Source organism: Salmonella sp. 741265055_HSA (genome assembly GCF_046569525.1).
Taxonomy (GTDB): Bacteria; Pseudomonadota; Gammaproteobacteria; order Enterobacterales; family Enterobacteriaceae; genus Salmonella; species Salmonella enterica.
Map to the genome: position 1 here is coordinate 45,588 of NZ_JBKFSQ010000018.1, position 13,936 is coordinate 59,523.

The following is a 13,936-nucleotide window of genomic DNA, read 5'->3' on the forward strand; positions in this document are numbered from 1 at the left end:
CGCGATGCCCGGTAAGCGCAAACACTACCGGGCAGCATCTCGATTACAGCGTGTTCATCCGCGGCGGACAACGCTCCAGCAGTTCTACGCTGCCATCTTCATTTTGTTGCTCCAGCATCACATCAAAGCCCCATAACCGATGCACATGTTTCAGCACCTCTTTGCGGCCTTTATCCAGCGGCGCGCGGTTATGCGGGATATAACGCAACGTCAGCGATCTGTCGCCGCGTAAATCCACATTCCAGACCTGAATATTCGGCTCCAGGTTGCTCAGGTTATACTGTGACGACAGTTTTGATCGAATCTCCCGATAACCTTCTTCGTTATGAATGGCGGAGATCTCCAGATAATTATGCCTGTCATCATCAAGTACCGTGAAAAAACGGAAATCACGCATCACTTTTGGCGACAGGAACTGGCTGATAAAGCTTTCATCTTTAAAATCGCGCATGGCGAAGTGCAGCGTTTCCAGCCAGTCGGAACCAGCAATATCCGGAAACCAGTATTTATCTTCATCCGTGGGCGACTGACAAATACGCTTGATATCCTGGAACATGGCAAAGCCGAGCGCATAGGGGTTAATTCCGCTATACCAGGGGCTATTATAGGGCGGCTGAAATACGACATTGGTATGGCTGTGTAAAAACTCCAGCATAAAGCGTTCCGTCACTTTGCCTTCATCATACAGATGGTTCAGGATGGTGTAGTGCCAGAAGGTCGCCCAGCCCTCGTTCATGACCTGCGTCTGTTTCTGCGGATAAAAATACTGGCTGACTTTACGCACGATGCGCAGAATTTCGCGCTGCCACGGCTCGAGCAACGGGGCGTTTTTCTCCATAAAATAGAGCAGGTTTTCCTGCGGTTCAGCGGGAAAGCGGCGTGCTTCGGCGACAGTTTTTTCTTCCTCGCGTTTTGGCAGCGTGCGCCACAGCATATTCACCTGGCTTTGTAGATACTCTTCCCGGCTTTTTTGTCGCGCTTTCTCTTCCTGCAACGAGATTTTCTGCGGGCGCTTATAGCGATCGACGCCGTAATTCATCAGCGCGTGGCAGGAGTCGAGCAGTTTTTCTACTTCATCCACTCCGTAGCGTTCTTCACAGCGGGTAATGTAATTTCGGGCGAAAATCAGGTAGTCGACGATAGAGCTGGCATCCGTCCAGCTCCGGAAGAGATAATTATTTTTAAAAAAGGAGTTGTGGCCGTAACAGGCGTGCGCCATGACCAGCGCTTGCATGGTGATGGTGTTCTCTTCCATCAGGTAGGCAATGCAGGGATTAGAGTTGATCACAATTTCATAAGCCAGTCCTTGTTGACCATGCTTATACAGACGTTCCGTCTCAATGAACTTTTTGCCAAACGACCAGTGCGGATAGTTGATCGGCATCCCGACGCTGGAGTAGGCGTCCATCATCTGTTCGGAAGTGATGACTTCAATTTGGTGCGGGTAAGTATCCAGTTGGTAGAGTTTCGCCACGCGGTCTATCTCTGCCAGATAGACATCCAGCAGATCAAATGTCCAGTCGGGTCCATCGCTCAAACGTGTGGTGTCCTTGTTCATGGAATCAATCGTTGCCATTCGCGCACCCTCATTGTTGGCGACGCTCTCTGTATGGAGCGCCTCCTTTCAAGCATAGAACACCATGTTAAAAAACGACTTGATCGTGAAAACTTTTCTTTGCGATTTCCTCCACTCTGAACGCCAAAAAAACGGGTATTGGCATCATTTTATGCTGTATAGCCATGCCGCGTAGCAGGAGATCCCAAACCAGTGGGATCGCTTGCCTTTAGGGTATATGTGAAGCACGTCACCATAAAAAAGTCATATGTTGAATAATGTTTTCATCTGAGTTATCAAGATGTAATCAGAAGATTGTTCTTTTACTATTAACGGAGTGGCTATGCGAGTTGTCATCCTGGGGAGTGGCGTAGTTGGCGTGACCAGCGCCTGGTATTTGAGTCAGGCGGGGCATGATGTCACCGTCATCGATCGCGAATCCGGCCCGGCGCAAGAAACCAGCGCGGCGAATGCCGGACAAATTTCACCGGGATATGCGGCGCCCTGGGCGGCCCCTGGCGTACCGTTGAAGGCGATAAAATGGATGTTCCAGCGCCATGCGCCGCTGGCGGTGCGTCTGGATGGCACCCCATTTCAACTGAAGTGGATGTGGCAAATGCTGCGTAACTGCGATACCCGGCATTATATGGAAAATAAAGGCCGCATGGTGCGCCTGGCGGAATATAGCCGCGACTGTCTGAAAACGCTACGCGCCGTGACCGGTATCGAGTATGAAGGCCGCCAGGGGGGAACGCTGCAGCTCTTTCGCACCGAGCAACAGTATGAGAACGCCACCCGTGATATCGCCGTGCTGGAAGATGCCGGGGTGCCGTATCAGCTCCTGGAAGCCAGCCGACTGGCGGAGGTTGAACCCGCTCTGGCTGAGGTTGCGCATAAATTAACCGGCGGGCTGCGCTTACCGAATGATGAAACCGGGGACTGTCAGCTCTTTACCCAGCGTCTGGCACGCATGGCGGAGCAGGCGGGCGTAACCTTTCGCTTTAATACTCCCGTGGAAAAATTACTGTACGAAAATGAACAGATTTACGGCGTGAAATGCGCCGATGAGATCATTAAAGCAGATGCGTATGTCATGGCGTTTGGATCGTATTCGACGGCGATGCTTAAAGGCATTGTTGATATTCCGGTGTATCCGCTGAAAGGCTATTCATTAACCATCCCAATCGTCGAGCCAGACGGCGCGCCGGTATCGACGATTCTTGATGAAACCTACAAAATCGCTATTACGCGTTTTGATAAGCGTATTCGCGTGGGGGGAATGGCGGAAATCGTGGGCTTTAATACCGACTTACTGCAACCGCGCCGCGAGACGCTGGAGATGGTTGTGCGCGATCTCTTTCCGCGCGGCGGTCATATTGAGCAGGCCACATTCTGGACCGGCCTGCGCCCCATGACGCCGGACGGCACGCCGGTAGTAGGACGCACCCGTTATAAAAATCTGTGGCTTAATACTGGACACGGCACATTAGGCTGGACGATGGCCTGCGGTTCAGGCCAGTTGTTAAGCGATATCTTGTCGGGTCGTACGCCAGCGATACCCTACGACGATCTGAGCGTGGCGCGATACCGTTCCGATTTTATGCCCACCCGCCCGCAACGTTTGCATAGCGCGCATAACTGATAAAGGAAGTGAAATGACCCGCCCTATACAGGCCAGCCTTGATTTACAGGTAATGAAACAAAATTTGGCTATTGTGCGCCGGGCGGCCCCAGAGGCGCGCGTCTGGTCGGTAGTGAAAGCCAACGCCTACGGCCACGGTATTGAACGCGTCTGGAGCGCGCTGGGCGCCACAGATGGTTTCGCTATGCTCAACCTTGAAGAGGCGATTACCCTACGTGAGCGCGGATGGAAAGGGCCGATATTGATGCTGGAGGGGTTTTTCCATGCGCAAGACCTGGAGGCGTATGACGCTTATCGGCTGACCACCTGCATCCACAGTAACTGGCAGTTGAAAGCGCTGCAAAATGCGCGGCTTAACGCGCCGCTGGATATCTATGTCAAAGTCAACAGCGGCATGAACCGACTCGGTTTTCAGCCTGAGCGGGCGCAGACCGTCTGGCAGCAATTGCGGGCAATGCGCAATGTCGGTGAAATGACCCTGATGTCACATTTTGCTCAGGCCGATCATCCGGAAGGTATCGGGGAGGCGATGAGGCGTATTGCGCTGGCGACAGAAGGTCTGCAGTGTGCATACTCGTTATCAAATTCGGCAGCGACGCTGTGGCATCCCCAGGCGCATTATGACTGGGTCAGGCCGGGCATTATTTTGTACGGCGCGTCGCCGTCAGGAGAGTGGCAGGATATTGCCGATACCGGACTAAAACCCGTGATGACGCTGAGTAGCGAAATTATTGGCGTGCAGACGCTGAGTACGGGTGAAAGGGTAGGCTATGGCGGAGGGTATTCTGTGACTCAGGAACAACGCATTGGCATCGTCGCGGCGGGTTATGCCGATGGCTATCCACGCCATGCGCCGACCGGGACGCCCGTGCTGGTGGACGGTATCCGTACCAGAACAGTAGGCACCGTTTCAATGGATATGCTGGCGGTGGATTTGACGCCGTGTCCGCAGGCGGGAATCGGCACGCCGGTTGAATTATGGGGCAAAGAAATTAAGGTCGATGATGTCGCCTCTGCGGCAGGCACGCTGGGCTATGAGCTACTGTGCGCCGTAGCGCCGCGCGTGCCGTTTGTGACAACGTAACCTAACTCAGGCTAAGGCGTCGACCGGTCCACCGGGGGCGGGTCGACGTTGTCCGGCGACCTTATTCTGCTTCGTCTTCGGCGACGCGTACCCCAATCTTGCGTACCACGTTATCTTCTTTTTCAGCTACCGTCCAAATCATGCCGCCAAACTCCACCTGATCGCCGACGACCGGCGCAGCGCCCAGCAGTTGCTGTATGATTTCACCCAGGGTTTGTTGTTTATCCCGGTATTCCGTTCCTTCCTCCAGCCCGTAGATAAGCGCCACGTCGGCGAATTTCGCATTCGCTTCGAGGATAAAATCGCCAAAGAAACGCTGATCTAACGAAACCGGCGGCGACTGGCTGAACAATTTGCCCAGCGCTGGCAGATCGCGCTCCCGGCCAATCACGCAGAGTACGTCGCCTTCCTGCAGGCGAGTGCTACCCGTGGGGTGAAACAGTTCATTATTGCGAAATAGCGCGGCAATGCGGGTTTCGTTCGGCATATGCAGGTCGCGCAACGCCGCGCCGACGCACCATTTGTCGGCGCTCAACTGATAGATGAATTGCTCCCACGGATTATCAGGATGGATGTCAAGCCCCACGCGCGATACTGGCCAGCCAACCGGAGGCACGACCACTTTGGCTCTCTTCGCCGCCCATGACAGCGATGTTCCCTGCAGGAGCAGCGACACCAGTACCACAAAGAAAGCGACATTAAAGAACAGGCGAGCGTTTTCAAGCCCGGCCATCATCGGGAAAACGGCGAGAATAATCGGCACCGCGCCGCGCAGTCCGACCCAACTGATGAAAATGCGCTCCCGAAGATTGAAGCCGCGAAAAGGCAGCAGGCCGGTAAACACCGACAATGGGCGGGCGAAGAAAATCATCCAGATAGAGAGAATAAGCGCAGGGACGGCAATCGGCCACAGATCGGAAGGCGTCACCAGCAGTCCCAGGACCAGGAACATGGCGATCTGCGCCAGCCAGGCCAGTCCGTCAAAGTTTTGCAGGATGCCGTAACGGTTGCGAATCGGACGGTTTCCTAACAGGAATCCGCACAGATAGACCGCGAGAATGCCGCTGCCTTCAAGCGCGGTCGTCAAAGCAAAAATCAGAATACCGCCGCTGAGCGCCAGCATCGGATACAGGCCGCTGGGCAGAGAAATACGGTTGATCATCTGCTGTAGCAGGTAACCGCCGCCCAGGCCAAAAACAATACCGAGACCGAACTGCTGGATAATATGGACGGCAAACATCCAGTCCAGACCGGTTTCATGTTTCTGGATCATCTCAATTAATGTAATGGTCAGAAAAACGGCCATCGGGTCGTTACTTCCCGATTCGATCTCCAGCGTGGAGCCTACACGTTCGTTTAGCCCTTTGCCGCCAAGCAGAGAAAAGACCGCTGCGGCGTCAGTGGAACCGACTATCGCGCCGATAAGCAGACCTTCGATAAGATCCAGATGAAACAGCCAGGCGGCCATCATACCTGTTAACCCCGACGTGATCAGCACGCCGAGCGTCGCCAGCGACAGCGCGGGGCCCAGCGCTACCCGGAAAGAGCTGGCCTGGGTGCGCATGCCGCCATCGAGTAAAATAATCGCCAGCGCCAGGTTACTGACCATATAAGCGAAAGGATAATTATCGAAAGGAATACCGCCAATGCCATCCACACCCGCTAACATCCCAATGGCGAGGAAAATGACCAGAATCGGGATACCCAGTCGCGATGAGAATGAACTTAACAGGATACTGCTGGTTACAAGGATGGAACCTAAAATAAATAGACTAATAATTGTTGCAGCATCCAACGTTTTATATCTCCTGACTCACACGACTTCGTATTATTTAACATTAACATAATAACGGCCAGGGCAGCGTTTTACTTAGCCTGTCGGGGACTTTTTTTACAATTGCAGCGTAGGATGGCCAGATAAAGTGAGTTGAGTCCCCTGGCGCGTATTTTTAAGCGTCGCGTTTGCCCCGATAGGGAGCGTCACCGTACGCTGTTCATGCCCGAAGTCGAGACCGGTAATCAGCGGAACGGACAGACGGGAACGTAAAAACGCGTAGACGCTCTCCAGAGAATAGCCGGCGTCATACTCGTTGGGCGCCGCGCCGCTAAAGCTGCCGAGAACGATGGCGCTCTGGCGGTTTAAAATTCCGGCGTACTCCAGTTGCAAAAGCATACGCTCCACTCGGAAAGGATGCTCATTGACATCTTCCAGCACTAAAATTCCTTTATCGATAGTCGGCATCCAGGGCGTACCGATAAGGGAAATCAACATCGCCAGATTTCCGCCCCATAAGGTGCCTTGTACGTCGCACTGAGGGCCGTCGCCTTGCCACTCTACGGTAAATTGCGCCTTGCGTAGCGCCAGCCAGAAATGTTGCTCGGTGAACGTATTCAGCGTTTCGGCGCCAAAATTTGCCGCCAGCATAGGACCGCTAAAGGTGATGACATTGGCCTGCGCCAGGAGTCCAGCCTGAATCGCCGTAAAATCGCTATGACCGCAAATCAGTAAGGGATCGCACTGTTGCCGGGAGGCGAGCGCCTGCCAGTCGATACGATCCAGCAATCGGCTGGCGCCATAGCCGCCGCGAACCGGCATGACGATCGTATCCGGCGAAGTTAGCGAGGCCAGCGAATTAACATCGGCCAGCCGTTCCGCGTCCGTACCGGCAAAACGCTGATAGCGGCGACGAATCACCTCGTCATTCTCCACCTGATGACCCGCGTCAGTCAGGCGCTGAACGCCGCGTAACGCGGCCTGTTGGTTAATACAGTAGCCCGAGGGGGCGATTAAATGAAACAGAGACATGGTAATTCCTTGCTGACAATAGAATGCAAATGTATATCATGCCGCATATATTAGGCGATGTCCCTCGTTGTGCGACGTTTCTGGATGCGCACCAGGGAGGCAACCTAAGTGCCTGGCCGGGGCGGTATGACCTCTTCGGCAGATAAGTTACGGCTATAAGGATAGATGACGTGAAATTAAGATGGTTTGCTTTTTTGGTAGTAATACTGGCTGGCTGTAGCTCAAAACAGGATTACAGGAATCCGCCGTGGAATGCCGAAGTGCCTGTAAAGCGTGCGATGCAGTGGATGCCCATCAGTGAAAAAGCCGGGGCGGCATGGGGGGTTGATCCGCATTTAATCACCGCGATTATCGCCATTGAATCCGGCGGCAACCCTAACGCGGTCAGTAAATCCAATGCGATTGGCCTGATGCAGTTAAAGGCGTCGACCTCCGGGCGCGACGTTTACCGTCGTATGGGCTGGCGTGGCGAACCGACCACCAGCGAGCTGAAAAACCCTGAGCGTAACATCTCAATGGGCGCGGCGTATCTGAGCATTCTGGAAAATGGGCCGCTGGCCGGCATCAAAGATCCGCAGGTGATGCAATATGCGCTGGTCGTCTCTTATGCTAACGGCGCAGGCGCGTTATTGCGTACTTTTTCATCCGACAGGAAGAAGGCGATAGAAAAAATTAACGATCTGGATGCGGACGAGTTTTTTGAACATGTTGTTGATAATCATCCCGCGCCGCAGGCGCCGCGCTATATCTGGAAGCTTCAGCAGGCGCTGGACGCCATGTAGTTTAGTGTGAAGATTATTCTCGCACTTTATTCGCTCTTTCTCGGGCCTCGCGCTCAAGCGAAAAAATAATCCGCTGCAACTCCCGCTCCACCGCCGGGCTAACGTTAAGGAAACGAAAGCTCAGGCGGGGAGTGGTGATCGTTTCATTTTTCCCATCAATCACTTTACGCTCGCTGATGGCGATAAGCTGGGCGTCAACGTGAAGAATCCCCCATGGCCCCATGTTCAGTTCAACCTGCGAAAAGCGTGCGCCTTCGATTAGTCCGTCGGGGATGGCGGATTCCAGTAGCGCGCCCATGCCGCCCAGGGAAAGATCAAACAGGCGAAAATGTAACGTACGGGTGTCCGGTAGCGTGGTGACGCCGTAATAAGGCGGATACAGCGGCGCGCCAATGCGAAAATACTCCCGGCGCTGGATAAACCACAGTGACGACGGCAGGGGCGTGATAAAGGCCGGCAGCCGCTGATATTCGCCTGTAACGAGTTGCGGCAACGTGAACTCGACTTTTGCGCCCTGCGTTTCTGCGATAATGGCTACCTGCCCGGCGCGTAATACGGCGCTATTTTCATATTCCTGGCTGCCGTAATCCACGATGAGTTTTTCCGGGGCTACCACCAAAATTTTACTGATGAATTGACCATGCGCCCATGAAATACGCAGTGGAACCTGATTTTTATTTAAATCCCGTAGCACGCCTAATATCGCTAATGGATTTTTTTTCAGGAACTGCTCATTGTAACCACTCACACGAAATAACCCCTGATACGCAGACTATCGTTGGGTTATCGGCATCGGTAGAAAGAACTTAATAGCGATAAATAAATTTTTATGTCCGCGAGATAAATCAGTGTTCAGAAATGCGACGCTCGACTTTGCCTATACTTAAAACGTTTTTACTGGAAAGAGGATTTGCAAATGGGAATTATCGCCTGGATTGTTTTTGGTTTGATTGCCGGCGTTATCGCCAAATTGCTTATGCCAGGGCGCGATGGCGGGGGATTTATCCTGACCTGTATTCTCGGTATTGTCGGGGCGGTCGTTGGCGGATGGCTGGCGACGATGTTTGGTATTGGCGGCAGTATCAGCGGCTTTAATCTGCACAGTTTCCTGGTCGCCGTGGTGGGCGCGATCGTGGTGCTGGTGATTTTCCGCCTTCTGCGACGCGGCTAACCGCTGCAAAACGTTTAAGCGTTGACCCGGTCAGCGCCGGGTCAACCTACTATAAACACGCGTTACTGCGTCGCTGCAGACGGCGTTTTTATCGGCGTTGCGCTTAACGATGCCGGACGAGTAGACGGTACGCTATCACACGGTTTTTCCTGCGGACAAATCAGATCGAGCATTTTCAGCGTCACGCCGTTGGTCCAGCCAAAGCCGTCCTGAAGGGGATATTCGCCGCCGCCACCGCCGGTTCCGGTACTGCTGACGTCATATTTTTCGACCAGTTTTTTCTCGCGATCGTAGGTGTGCTGCACATTGGTTAAAAAGCGCCAGGTGACTTCCATTGCCACGTCATCCTGCCCATAATTTTGTAATCCTTCGGCAGCGACCCATTGTAACGGCGCCCAGCCGTTTGGCGCATCCCACTGCTGTCCGCTTTTAACCGAGGTGGTAGCCAGCCCGCCAGGCTGTAGCAGATGCGCCTGGGCCGCCGCTGCCACTTTCGCGGCGCGATCTTTCGCGGCGGCGTTTACATAGAGCGGGAACAGCGCGGCAGCGGTGAGTTGGTTACGGATTTTATTGTTCTGCAGATCGTAGTCGGCATACCAACCCTCTTTGTTATTCCACAGATGCATTTCAATGGCTTTTTGCCGCGCGTTGGCCAGCGCGTCATATTGCGAGGCTTTGGCCCGATCGCCCGCCGCAGCGCTGGCGCGGGCGAGGGTTTTCTCCAACTGATACAGCAGAGCGTTAAGATCGACAGGGACAATCGTGGTGGTACGAATGGTACTGAGCTGCTGCGGATTATCCATCCAGCGGGAGCTGAAATCCCAGCCGGAGGCGGCGGCAGATCGGAGGTCCCGATAGATCTCCGTTGCCGGGCGGTTGGGGTTGCTTTTGGCGGTAGCGATATCTTCAACCCAGGATTCAGGGCGGGGCGTATCCCGATCGTCCCAGTAGCGGTTGAGAACGCTGCCGTCTTCCAGTTTGACGACGCGTTGGTTTTGTTGCCCTGGCTGCAATGTCTCAACGCCCTCCATCCAGTAGGCGTACTCTTTTTGCAGTTGCGGCAGGTATTCTTTCAGCGCATCGTCACCTTCATGTTGCGCCAGTAACTCAACCATAAACGCAAAGAAAGGCGGCTGCGAACGACTCAGGTAGTAGGTACGGTTGCCGTTGGGAATATGCCCCCAGGCGTCAATTTCGTAACCAAAGTTCGCCACCATATCCGCCACCTTATCCCAGTGCCCGCTTTCCGCCAGCCCCAGCATCGTAAAGTAGCTGTCCCAGTAGTAAATCTCTCTGAATCGCCCACCCGGCACGACATAGGATTCAGGCAACGGCAAGAGCGAGTCCCACTTTTCGACGTTTTTAGTTGAACGGGTCAGCACTGGCCACAGGCCATCAATATGTTCACGCAATGACTGCCCGGCAGGCGGGACATATTTTTCACCCGCTTTCGGCAGGGTGAAGTTAACATCAACAAAATGACGCAAATCGAAGCCGGACTGGTTCCGCTGCATACGATAATCCGCAAGAATCATGAGCGGATCGCTATTAGGTATGGCATCAGCAAAGGTTTTCTGATCGGGGAAGAGTTTTGCATTCTGGACATCATTAAAGAGCGGGCCAAGCAAAATATCCGGCGGCTGCGGAGTTTCAGTGTCGGAAGACGGGTCTGCGGCAGTTGCCGAAAACGATGCAAACGTCAGCAGCGTCCCTGCCAGCGCCAGTTTTATGGCTTTCTGCAGTAGAACAGAACGGCGAATCTCTGGGGGTATCATCAAGTTATCTCCTTAGCGGTGAGCCAAAGCCAACGGCATTTACCATGACAAAACCTTAGTCTACGATGACCAGATACGCGTGATTGAACCGCTATTTTGCGAACAAACAGACATTTTATTGAGACAGAGTTTATAGGCGCGCGCGTGGAAAACGGGGTATACAGACAAAAAATCCACGCCGGGACGTGGATTTTAGCGTAATGATTTGTCGCCTTAACCCGGATAGATACCGCGATCTTTACGGGCCAGCAGAATGCGCTCACAGGCGACAATATAGGCTGCGGTGCGCAGAGAACAGGATTTCTCAGCCGCTTTCTCCCAGACATGGACGATCGCGTCGGTCATGATTTTGTCCATGCGCGCGTTGATCTCTTCTTCGCTCCAGAAGAAGCTGGCCATATCTTGTACCCATTCGAAGTAGCTGACGGTTACGCCGCCTGCGTTACAGACCACGTCAGGCACCACAAGGATACCACGGCTGGCCAGAACATCATCAGCATCCGGATAGGTCGGGCCGTTAGCCCCTTCCAGCACCAGCTTACACGTCAGGGCTTCCGCGCGCTGACGAGTTATCTGGCCTTCAAGCGCCGCCGGGATCAGAATATCCATCTCCAGACGCCAGAACGCATCGCTGGCGATAGTTTCCGCGCCCGGGAAACCGGCAATCTGTTTGTGTTCTGTCTGCCATGCCGTGAGCGCTTTCATGTCAATACCGGTGGCGTTAAACAGCGTCGCGGTATGATCCTGAATCGCCACGACACGGGCGCCAGCGCCTGCAAACAGACGCGCGGCTTCGCTGCCGACGTTACCAAAACCCTGAACCGCAACGCGAGCGCCTTCAACGGCGATATTCGCCCGACGCGCGGCTTCCAGCCCGCTGACGAAAACGCCGCGCCCCGTCGCTTTTTCACGGCCCAGCGAACCGCCAAGATGGATAGGCTTACCGGTGACGACGCCAGTGACCGTCGTGCCATGATTCATGGAATACGTATCCATCATCCAGGCCATCACTTTACCGTTAGTGCCGACATCCGGCGCAGGAATATCTTTCTGCGGCCCGATGATAATGCCGATCTCGCTGGTATAGCGGCGGGTCAAACGCTCCAGTTCACCTTCCGACAGCGAGAACGGATCGACGCGGATGCCGCCTTTGGCGCCGCCGTACGGCAGATTCAGCGCGGCACATTTGATGGTCATCCATGCTGACAGGGCCATCACTTCATTGAGATCAACGTCAGGATGGTAGCGAACACCGCCTTTACCCGGACCTCGGGAGAGGTTGTGCTGCACGCGATATCCTTCGAAATGACGAATAGTGCCATCATCCATTTGTACCGGAATATCGACGATCAGAGCGCGTTTTGGGTGGCGCAGAGTATCCACCCAGGGGGATAACTCGCCCAGATAAGGGGCCACACGCTCGATTTGTTGCAGGTAGGTATTCCAGGCAGATGTGCTGCTATCTGAAGCGTAAGATAACTTATCCATGATAAACCTTAGTGATAAAAGTAATATGTTCTTTAATTGACCGTGGTACATAGTAGATCACACCATGTAGCGATAAATTTAACACTTTTTTAAACAATTAACTCAGATCAAAAATGGCAGGCAGTTGGATTTTCGTTATGATTTTGGATGAGAAGTGGTTAACTATCCGCTATAAGAGGTGATATATCGCTAATTATGCAATTAATTGCTTAAATATGCGTAATATGTGCAAGGCGGCTATTTGTCATAATTATGACGCACCTCTAAAAGTAAACATTATGATAACGACATGTATCAATGTTATGTCGTTCTGTCGGCGGGGAAACGTCTTCGCCAGGCGCGTAAAAAGATAAAAATAACCGGAGTCAGACGGCGCTGGCCCCGGTTTACCTCTTTATTGTTGACGCGACTCAAGCCACACCAGCACCAGCGTCGACAGTGAGCACATCAGCAGAATGCCGACAAACCACAGTAAATACCACATCGCTCTCGCTCCCTAATAAAGTTCATGATCGTTGCGGCGGAGGGTCTCCAGGTTGATACGCCCCAACATTTTGTAATAGCTCCATAGCGTATAGAGCAGTACGATCGGCAGAAAAATCAGCACAATCACCAGCATGATTTCGAGCGTCATCTGGCTGGAGGTGCTGTCCCACACCGTCAGGCTGGAGAGAGGACTAACACTCGACGGCATCACAAAAGGAAATAGCGTTATGCCGGCGGTAAAGATGACGCAGGCCTGGGTCAGGGAAGCGAACAGAAATCCACGAATAGTCTGACCGCGAAGGCAGGCATAGAAAGCCAGAATCGGCAGGATCATACCGAGCAACGGGATGATGAGCAGTAGCGGCGAGCGTATAAAGTGGTTCATCCATGCGCCAGGGAGTATCGCCACGCCTTTTAAGAGCGGATTGGAAGGACCGTTGGCATCTTGCGTGAGTAAGACAAAGCCATCAACGCCGGCCCACAGCCAGTAACCGGCCAGCAGGAAGCAGATCACGATCAGCAGCGCGCTGTGGCGGGTGGCCGACAGAGCCCGTTGACGAATAACGCCCTCCGTTTTCAACTGTAACCAGACGCCTCCTTGCATAATCACCAACGACAGGCTCAATAATCCACACAGTAGGGCAAAGGGCGAGAGTAACTGCCAGAAGGTACCAAAATAGTCAACATGAAGCTGCGGCGTGAAGGCAAACGGCACGCCTAAAAACAGGTTGCCGAACGCGATGCCGAATACAACTGGGGTAACCAGGCTGCCGATAACCAGACCGGTATCCCACAGCGCGCGCCAGCGGGCATTGGCGATTTTACCCCGATAATCAAAGGCCAGCGGGCGAAAGAAGAGGGCACACAGCACCAGGATCATCGCCACATAAAAACCGGAAAACGCGGCGGCATAGACCCGTGGCCAGGCGGCGAATAATGCCCCGCCCGCGAGAATCAACCATACCTGGTTTCCTTCCCAGTGGGCGCCCACGCTATTGATCAATACCCGGCGTTCGTCATCGTTGCGCGCTATCAGCGGGAGCAGGCAACCGACACCCATATCAAATCCGTCAGTTACCATAAATGCCACCAGGATGACGCCGATCAGCAGCCACCAAATGAACCGCAACGTTTCATAATCCAACAT

General features: G+C 53.6%; 12 protein-coding genes. 4 read left to right on the forward strand and 8 right to left on the reverse strand.

The features are described from left to right. Window positions 1-43: 43 nt before the first annotated feature. Complete coding sequence (locus ACLD4K_RS11940; protein WP_000190832.1) at window positions 44-1,576, reverse strand: SpoVR family protein; 1,533 nt, start codon at window positions 1,574-1,576, stop codon at window positions 44-46. Window positions 1,577-1,898: 322 nt separating this feature from the next. On the opposite strand from ACLD4K_RS11940, the gene ACLD4K_RS11945 reads away from it, so the two are divergent. After that, entirely contained in the window at window positions 1,899-3,197 is a 1,299-nt protein-coding gene (locus tag ACLD4K_RS11945) for a D-amino acid dehydrogenase (RefSeq protein WP_411011917.1), read from the forward strand. Window positions 3,198-3,210: 13 nt separating this feature from the next. Further along, window positions 3,211-4,281 carry a catabolic alanine racemase DadX gene (dadX, locus tag ACLD4K_RS11950; protein WP_411011918.1) on the forward strand — a complete coding sequence of 357 codons (1,071 nt, stop codon included), beginning with the start codon at window positions 3,211-3,213 and terminating at the stop codon, window positions 4,279-4,281. Between the two features lie 61 nt (window positions 4,282-4,342). Here dadX and ACLD4K_RS11955 read toward each other — a convergent pair whose 3' ends face one another. Next, window positions 4,343-6,076, reverse strand: a complete 1,734-nt coding sequence (locus ACLD4K_RS11955; RefSeq protein WP_000338376.1) for a potassium/proton antiporter — start codon at window positions 6,074-6,076, stop codon at window positions 4,343-4,345. 96 nt (window positions 6,077-6,172) lie between these two features. After that, on the reverse strand, window positions 6,173-7,087 hold the full coding sequence (gene ldcA, locus ACLD4K_RS11960) for a muramoyltetrapeptide carboxypeptidase (RefSeq protein WP_000051606.1): 915 nt from the start codon (window positions 7,085-7,087) through the stop codon (window positions 6,173-6,175). Window positions 7,088-7,257: 170 nt separating this feature from the next. Between ldcA and emtA the strand changes: the two genes are divergently transcribed. Beyond that, complete coding sequence (emtA, locus tag ACLD4K_RS11965; RefSeq protein WP_000776974.1) at window positions 7,258-7,869, forward strand: membrane-bound lytic murein transglycosylase EmtA; 612 nt, start codon at window positions 7,258-7,260, stop codon at window positions 7,867-7,869. A 13-nt stretch (window positions 7,870-7,882) separates the two neighbouring features. On the opposite strand, the gene ycgR is transcribed toward emtA, so the two are convergent. Then, the gene (gene ycgR, locus ACLD4K_RS11970; RefSeq protein WP_411011919.1) at window positions 7,883-8,617 is read right to left on the reverse strand and encodes a flagellar brake protein YcgR; all 735 of its coding nucleotides are present in this window, start codon (window positions 8,615-8,617) and stop codon (window positions 7,883-7,885) included. A gap of 168 nt (window positions 8,618-8,785) precedes the next feature. Between ycgR and ACLD4K_RS11975 the strand changes: the two genes are divergently transcribed. Further along, on the forward strand, window positions 8,786-9,040 hold the full coding sequence (locus ACLD4K_RS11975; protein WP_000511323.1) for a GlsB/YeaQ/YmgE family stress response membrane protein: 255 nt from the start codon (window positions 8,786-8,788) through the stop codon (window positions 9,038-9,040). Between the two features lie 62 nt (window positions 9,041-9,102). Here ACLD4K_RS11975 and ACLD4K_RS11980 read toward each other — a convergent pair whose 3' ends face one another. From ACLD4K_RS11980 to appB, 4 genes are all read right to left on the reverse strand, one after another. Further along, window positions 9,103-10,815 carry an alpha,alpha-trehalase gene (locus ACLD4K_RS11980; RefSeq protein WP_411011928.1) on the reverse strand — a complete coding sequence of 571 codons (1,713 nt, stop codon included), beginning with the start codon at window positions 10,813-10,815 and terminating at the stop codon, window positions 9,103-9,105. A 213-nt stretch (window positions 10,816-11,028) separates the two neighbouring features. Next, window positions 11,029-12,303 (reverse strand): Glu/Leu/Phe/Val family dehydrogenase, encoded by a 1,275-nt coding sequence (locus ACLD4K_RS11985; RefSeq protein ID WP_001526439.1) that lies wholly within the window; start codon window positions 12,301-12,303, stop codon window positions 11,029-11,031. A 394-nt stretch (window positions 12,304-12,697) separates the two neighbouring features. Then, the gene (gene cbdX / locus ACLD4K_RS11990; protein ID WP_000270306.1) at window positions 12,698-12,787 is read right to left on the reverse strand and encodes a cytochrome bd-II oxidase subunit CbdX; all 90 of its coding nucleotides are present in this window, start codon (window positions 12,785-12,787) and stop codon (window positions 12,698-12,700) included. Between the two features lie 12 nt (window positions 12,788-12,799). Continuing rightward, window positions 12,800-13,936: a cytochrome d ubiquinol oxidase subunit II gene (appB, locus tag ACLD4K_RS11995; RefSeq protein WP_411011920.1), complete on the reverse strand. Its 1,137-nt coding sequence runs from the start codon at window positions 13,934-13,936 to the stop codon at window positions 12,800-12,802.

Coding starts and splice junctions, on each gene's coding strand:
- dadX (WP_411011918.1), top strand. CDS start 3,211: ATGACCCGCCCTATACAGGCCAGCCTTGATTTACAGGTAATGAAACAA.
- ACLD4K_RS11980 (WP_411011928.1), bottom strand. CDS start 10,815: ATGATACCCCCAGAGATTCGCCGTTCTGTTCTACTGCAGAAAGCCATA.
- ACLD4K_RS11945 (WP_411011917.1), top strand. CDS start 1,899: ATGCGAGTTGTCATCCTGGGGAGTGGCGTAGTTGGCGTGACCAGCGCC.
- ACLD4K_RS11975 (WP_000511323.1), top strand. CDS start 8,786: ATGGGAATTATCGCCTGGATTGTTTTTGGTTTGATTGCCGGCGTTATC.
- cbdX (WP_000270306.1), bottom strand. CDS start 12,787: ATGTGGTATTTACTGTGGTTTGTCGGCATTCTGCTGATGTGCTCACTG.
- ldcA (WP_000051606.1), bottom strand. CDS start 7,087: ATGTCTCTGTTTCATTTAATCGCCCCCTCGGGCTACTGTATTAACCAA.
- ACLD4K_RS11940 (WP_000190832.1), bottom strand. CDS start 1,576: ATGGCAACGATTGATTCCATGAACAAGGACACCACACGTTTGAGCGAT.
- ACLD4K_RS11985 (WP_001526439.1), bottom strand. CDS start 12,303: ATGGATAAGTTATCTTACGCTTCAGATAGCAGCACATCTGCCTGGAAT.
- appB (WP_411011920.1), bottom strand. CDS start 13,936: ATGTTGGATTATGAAACGTTGCGGTTCATTTGGTGGCTGCTGATCGGC.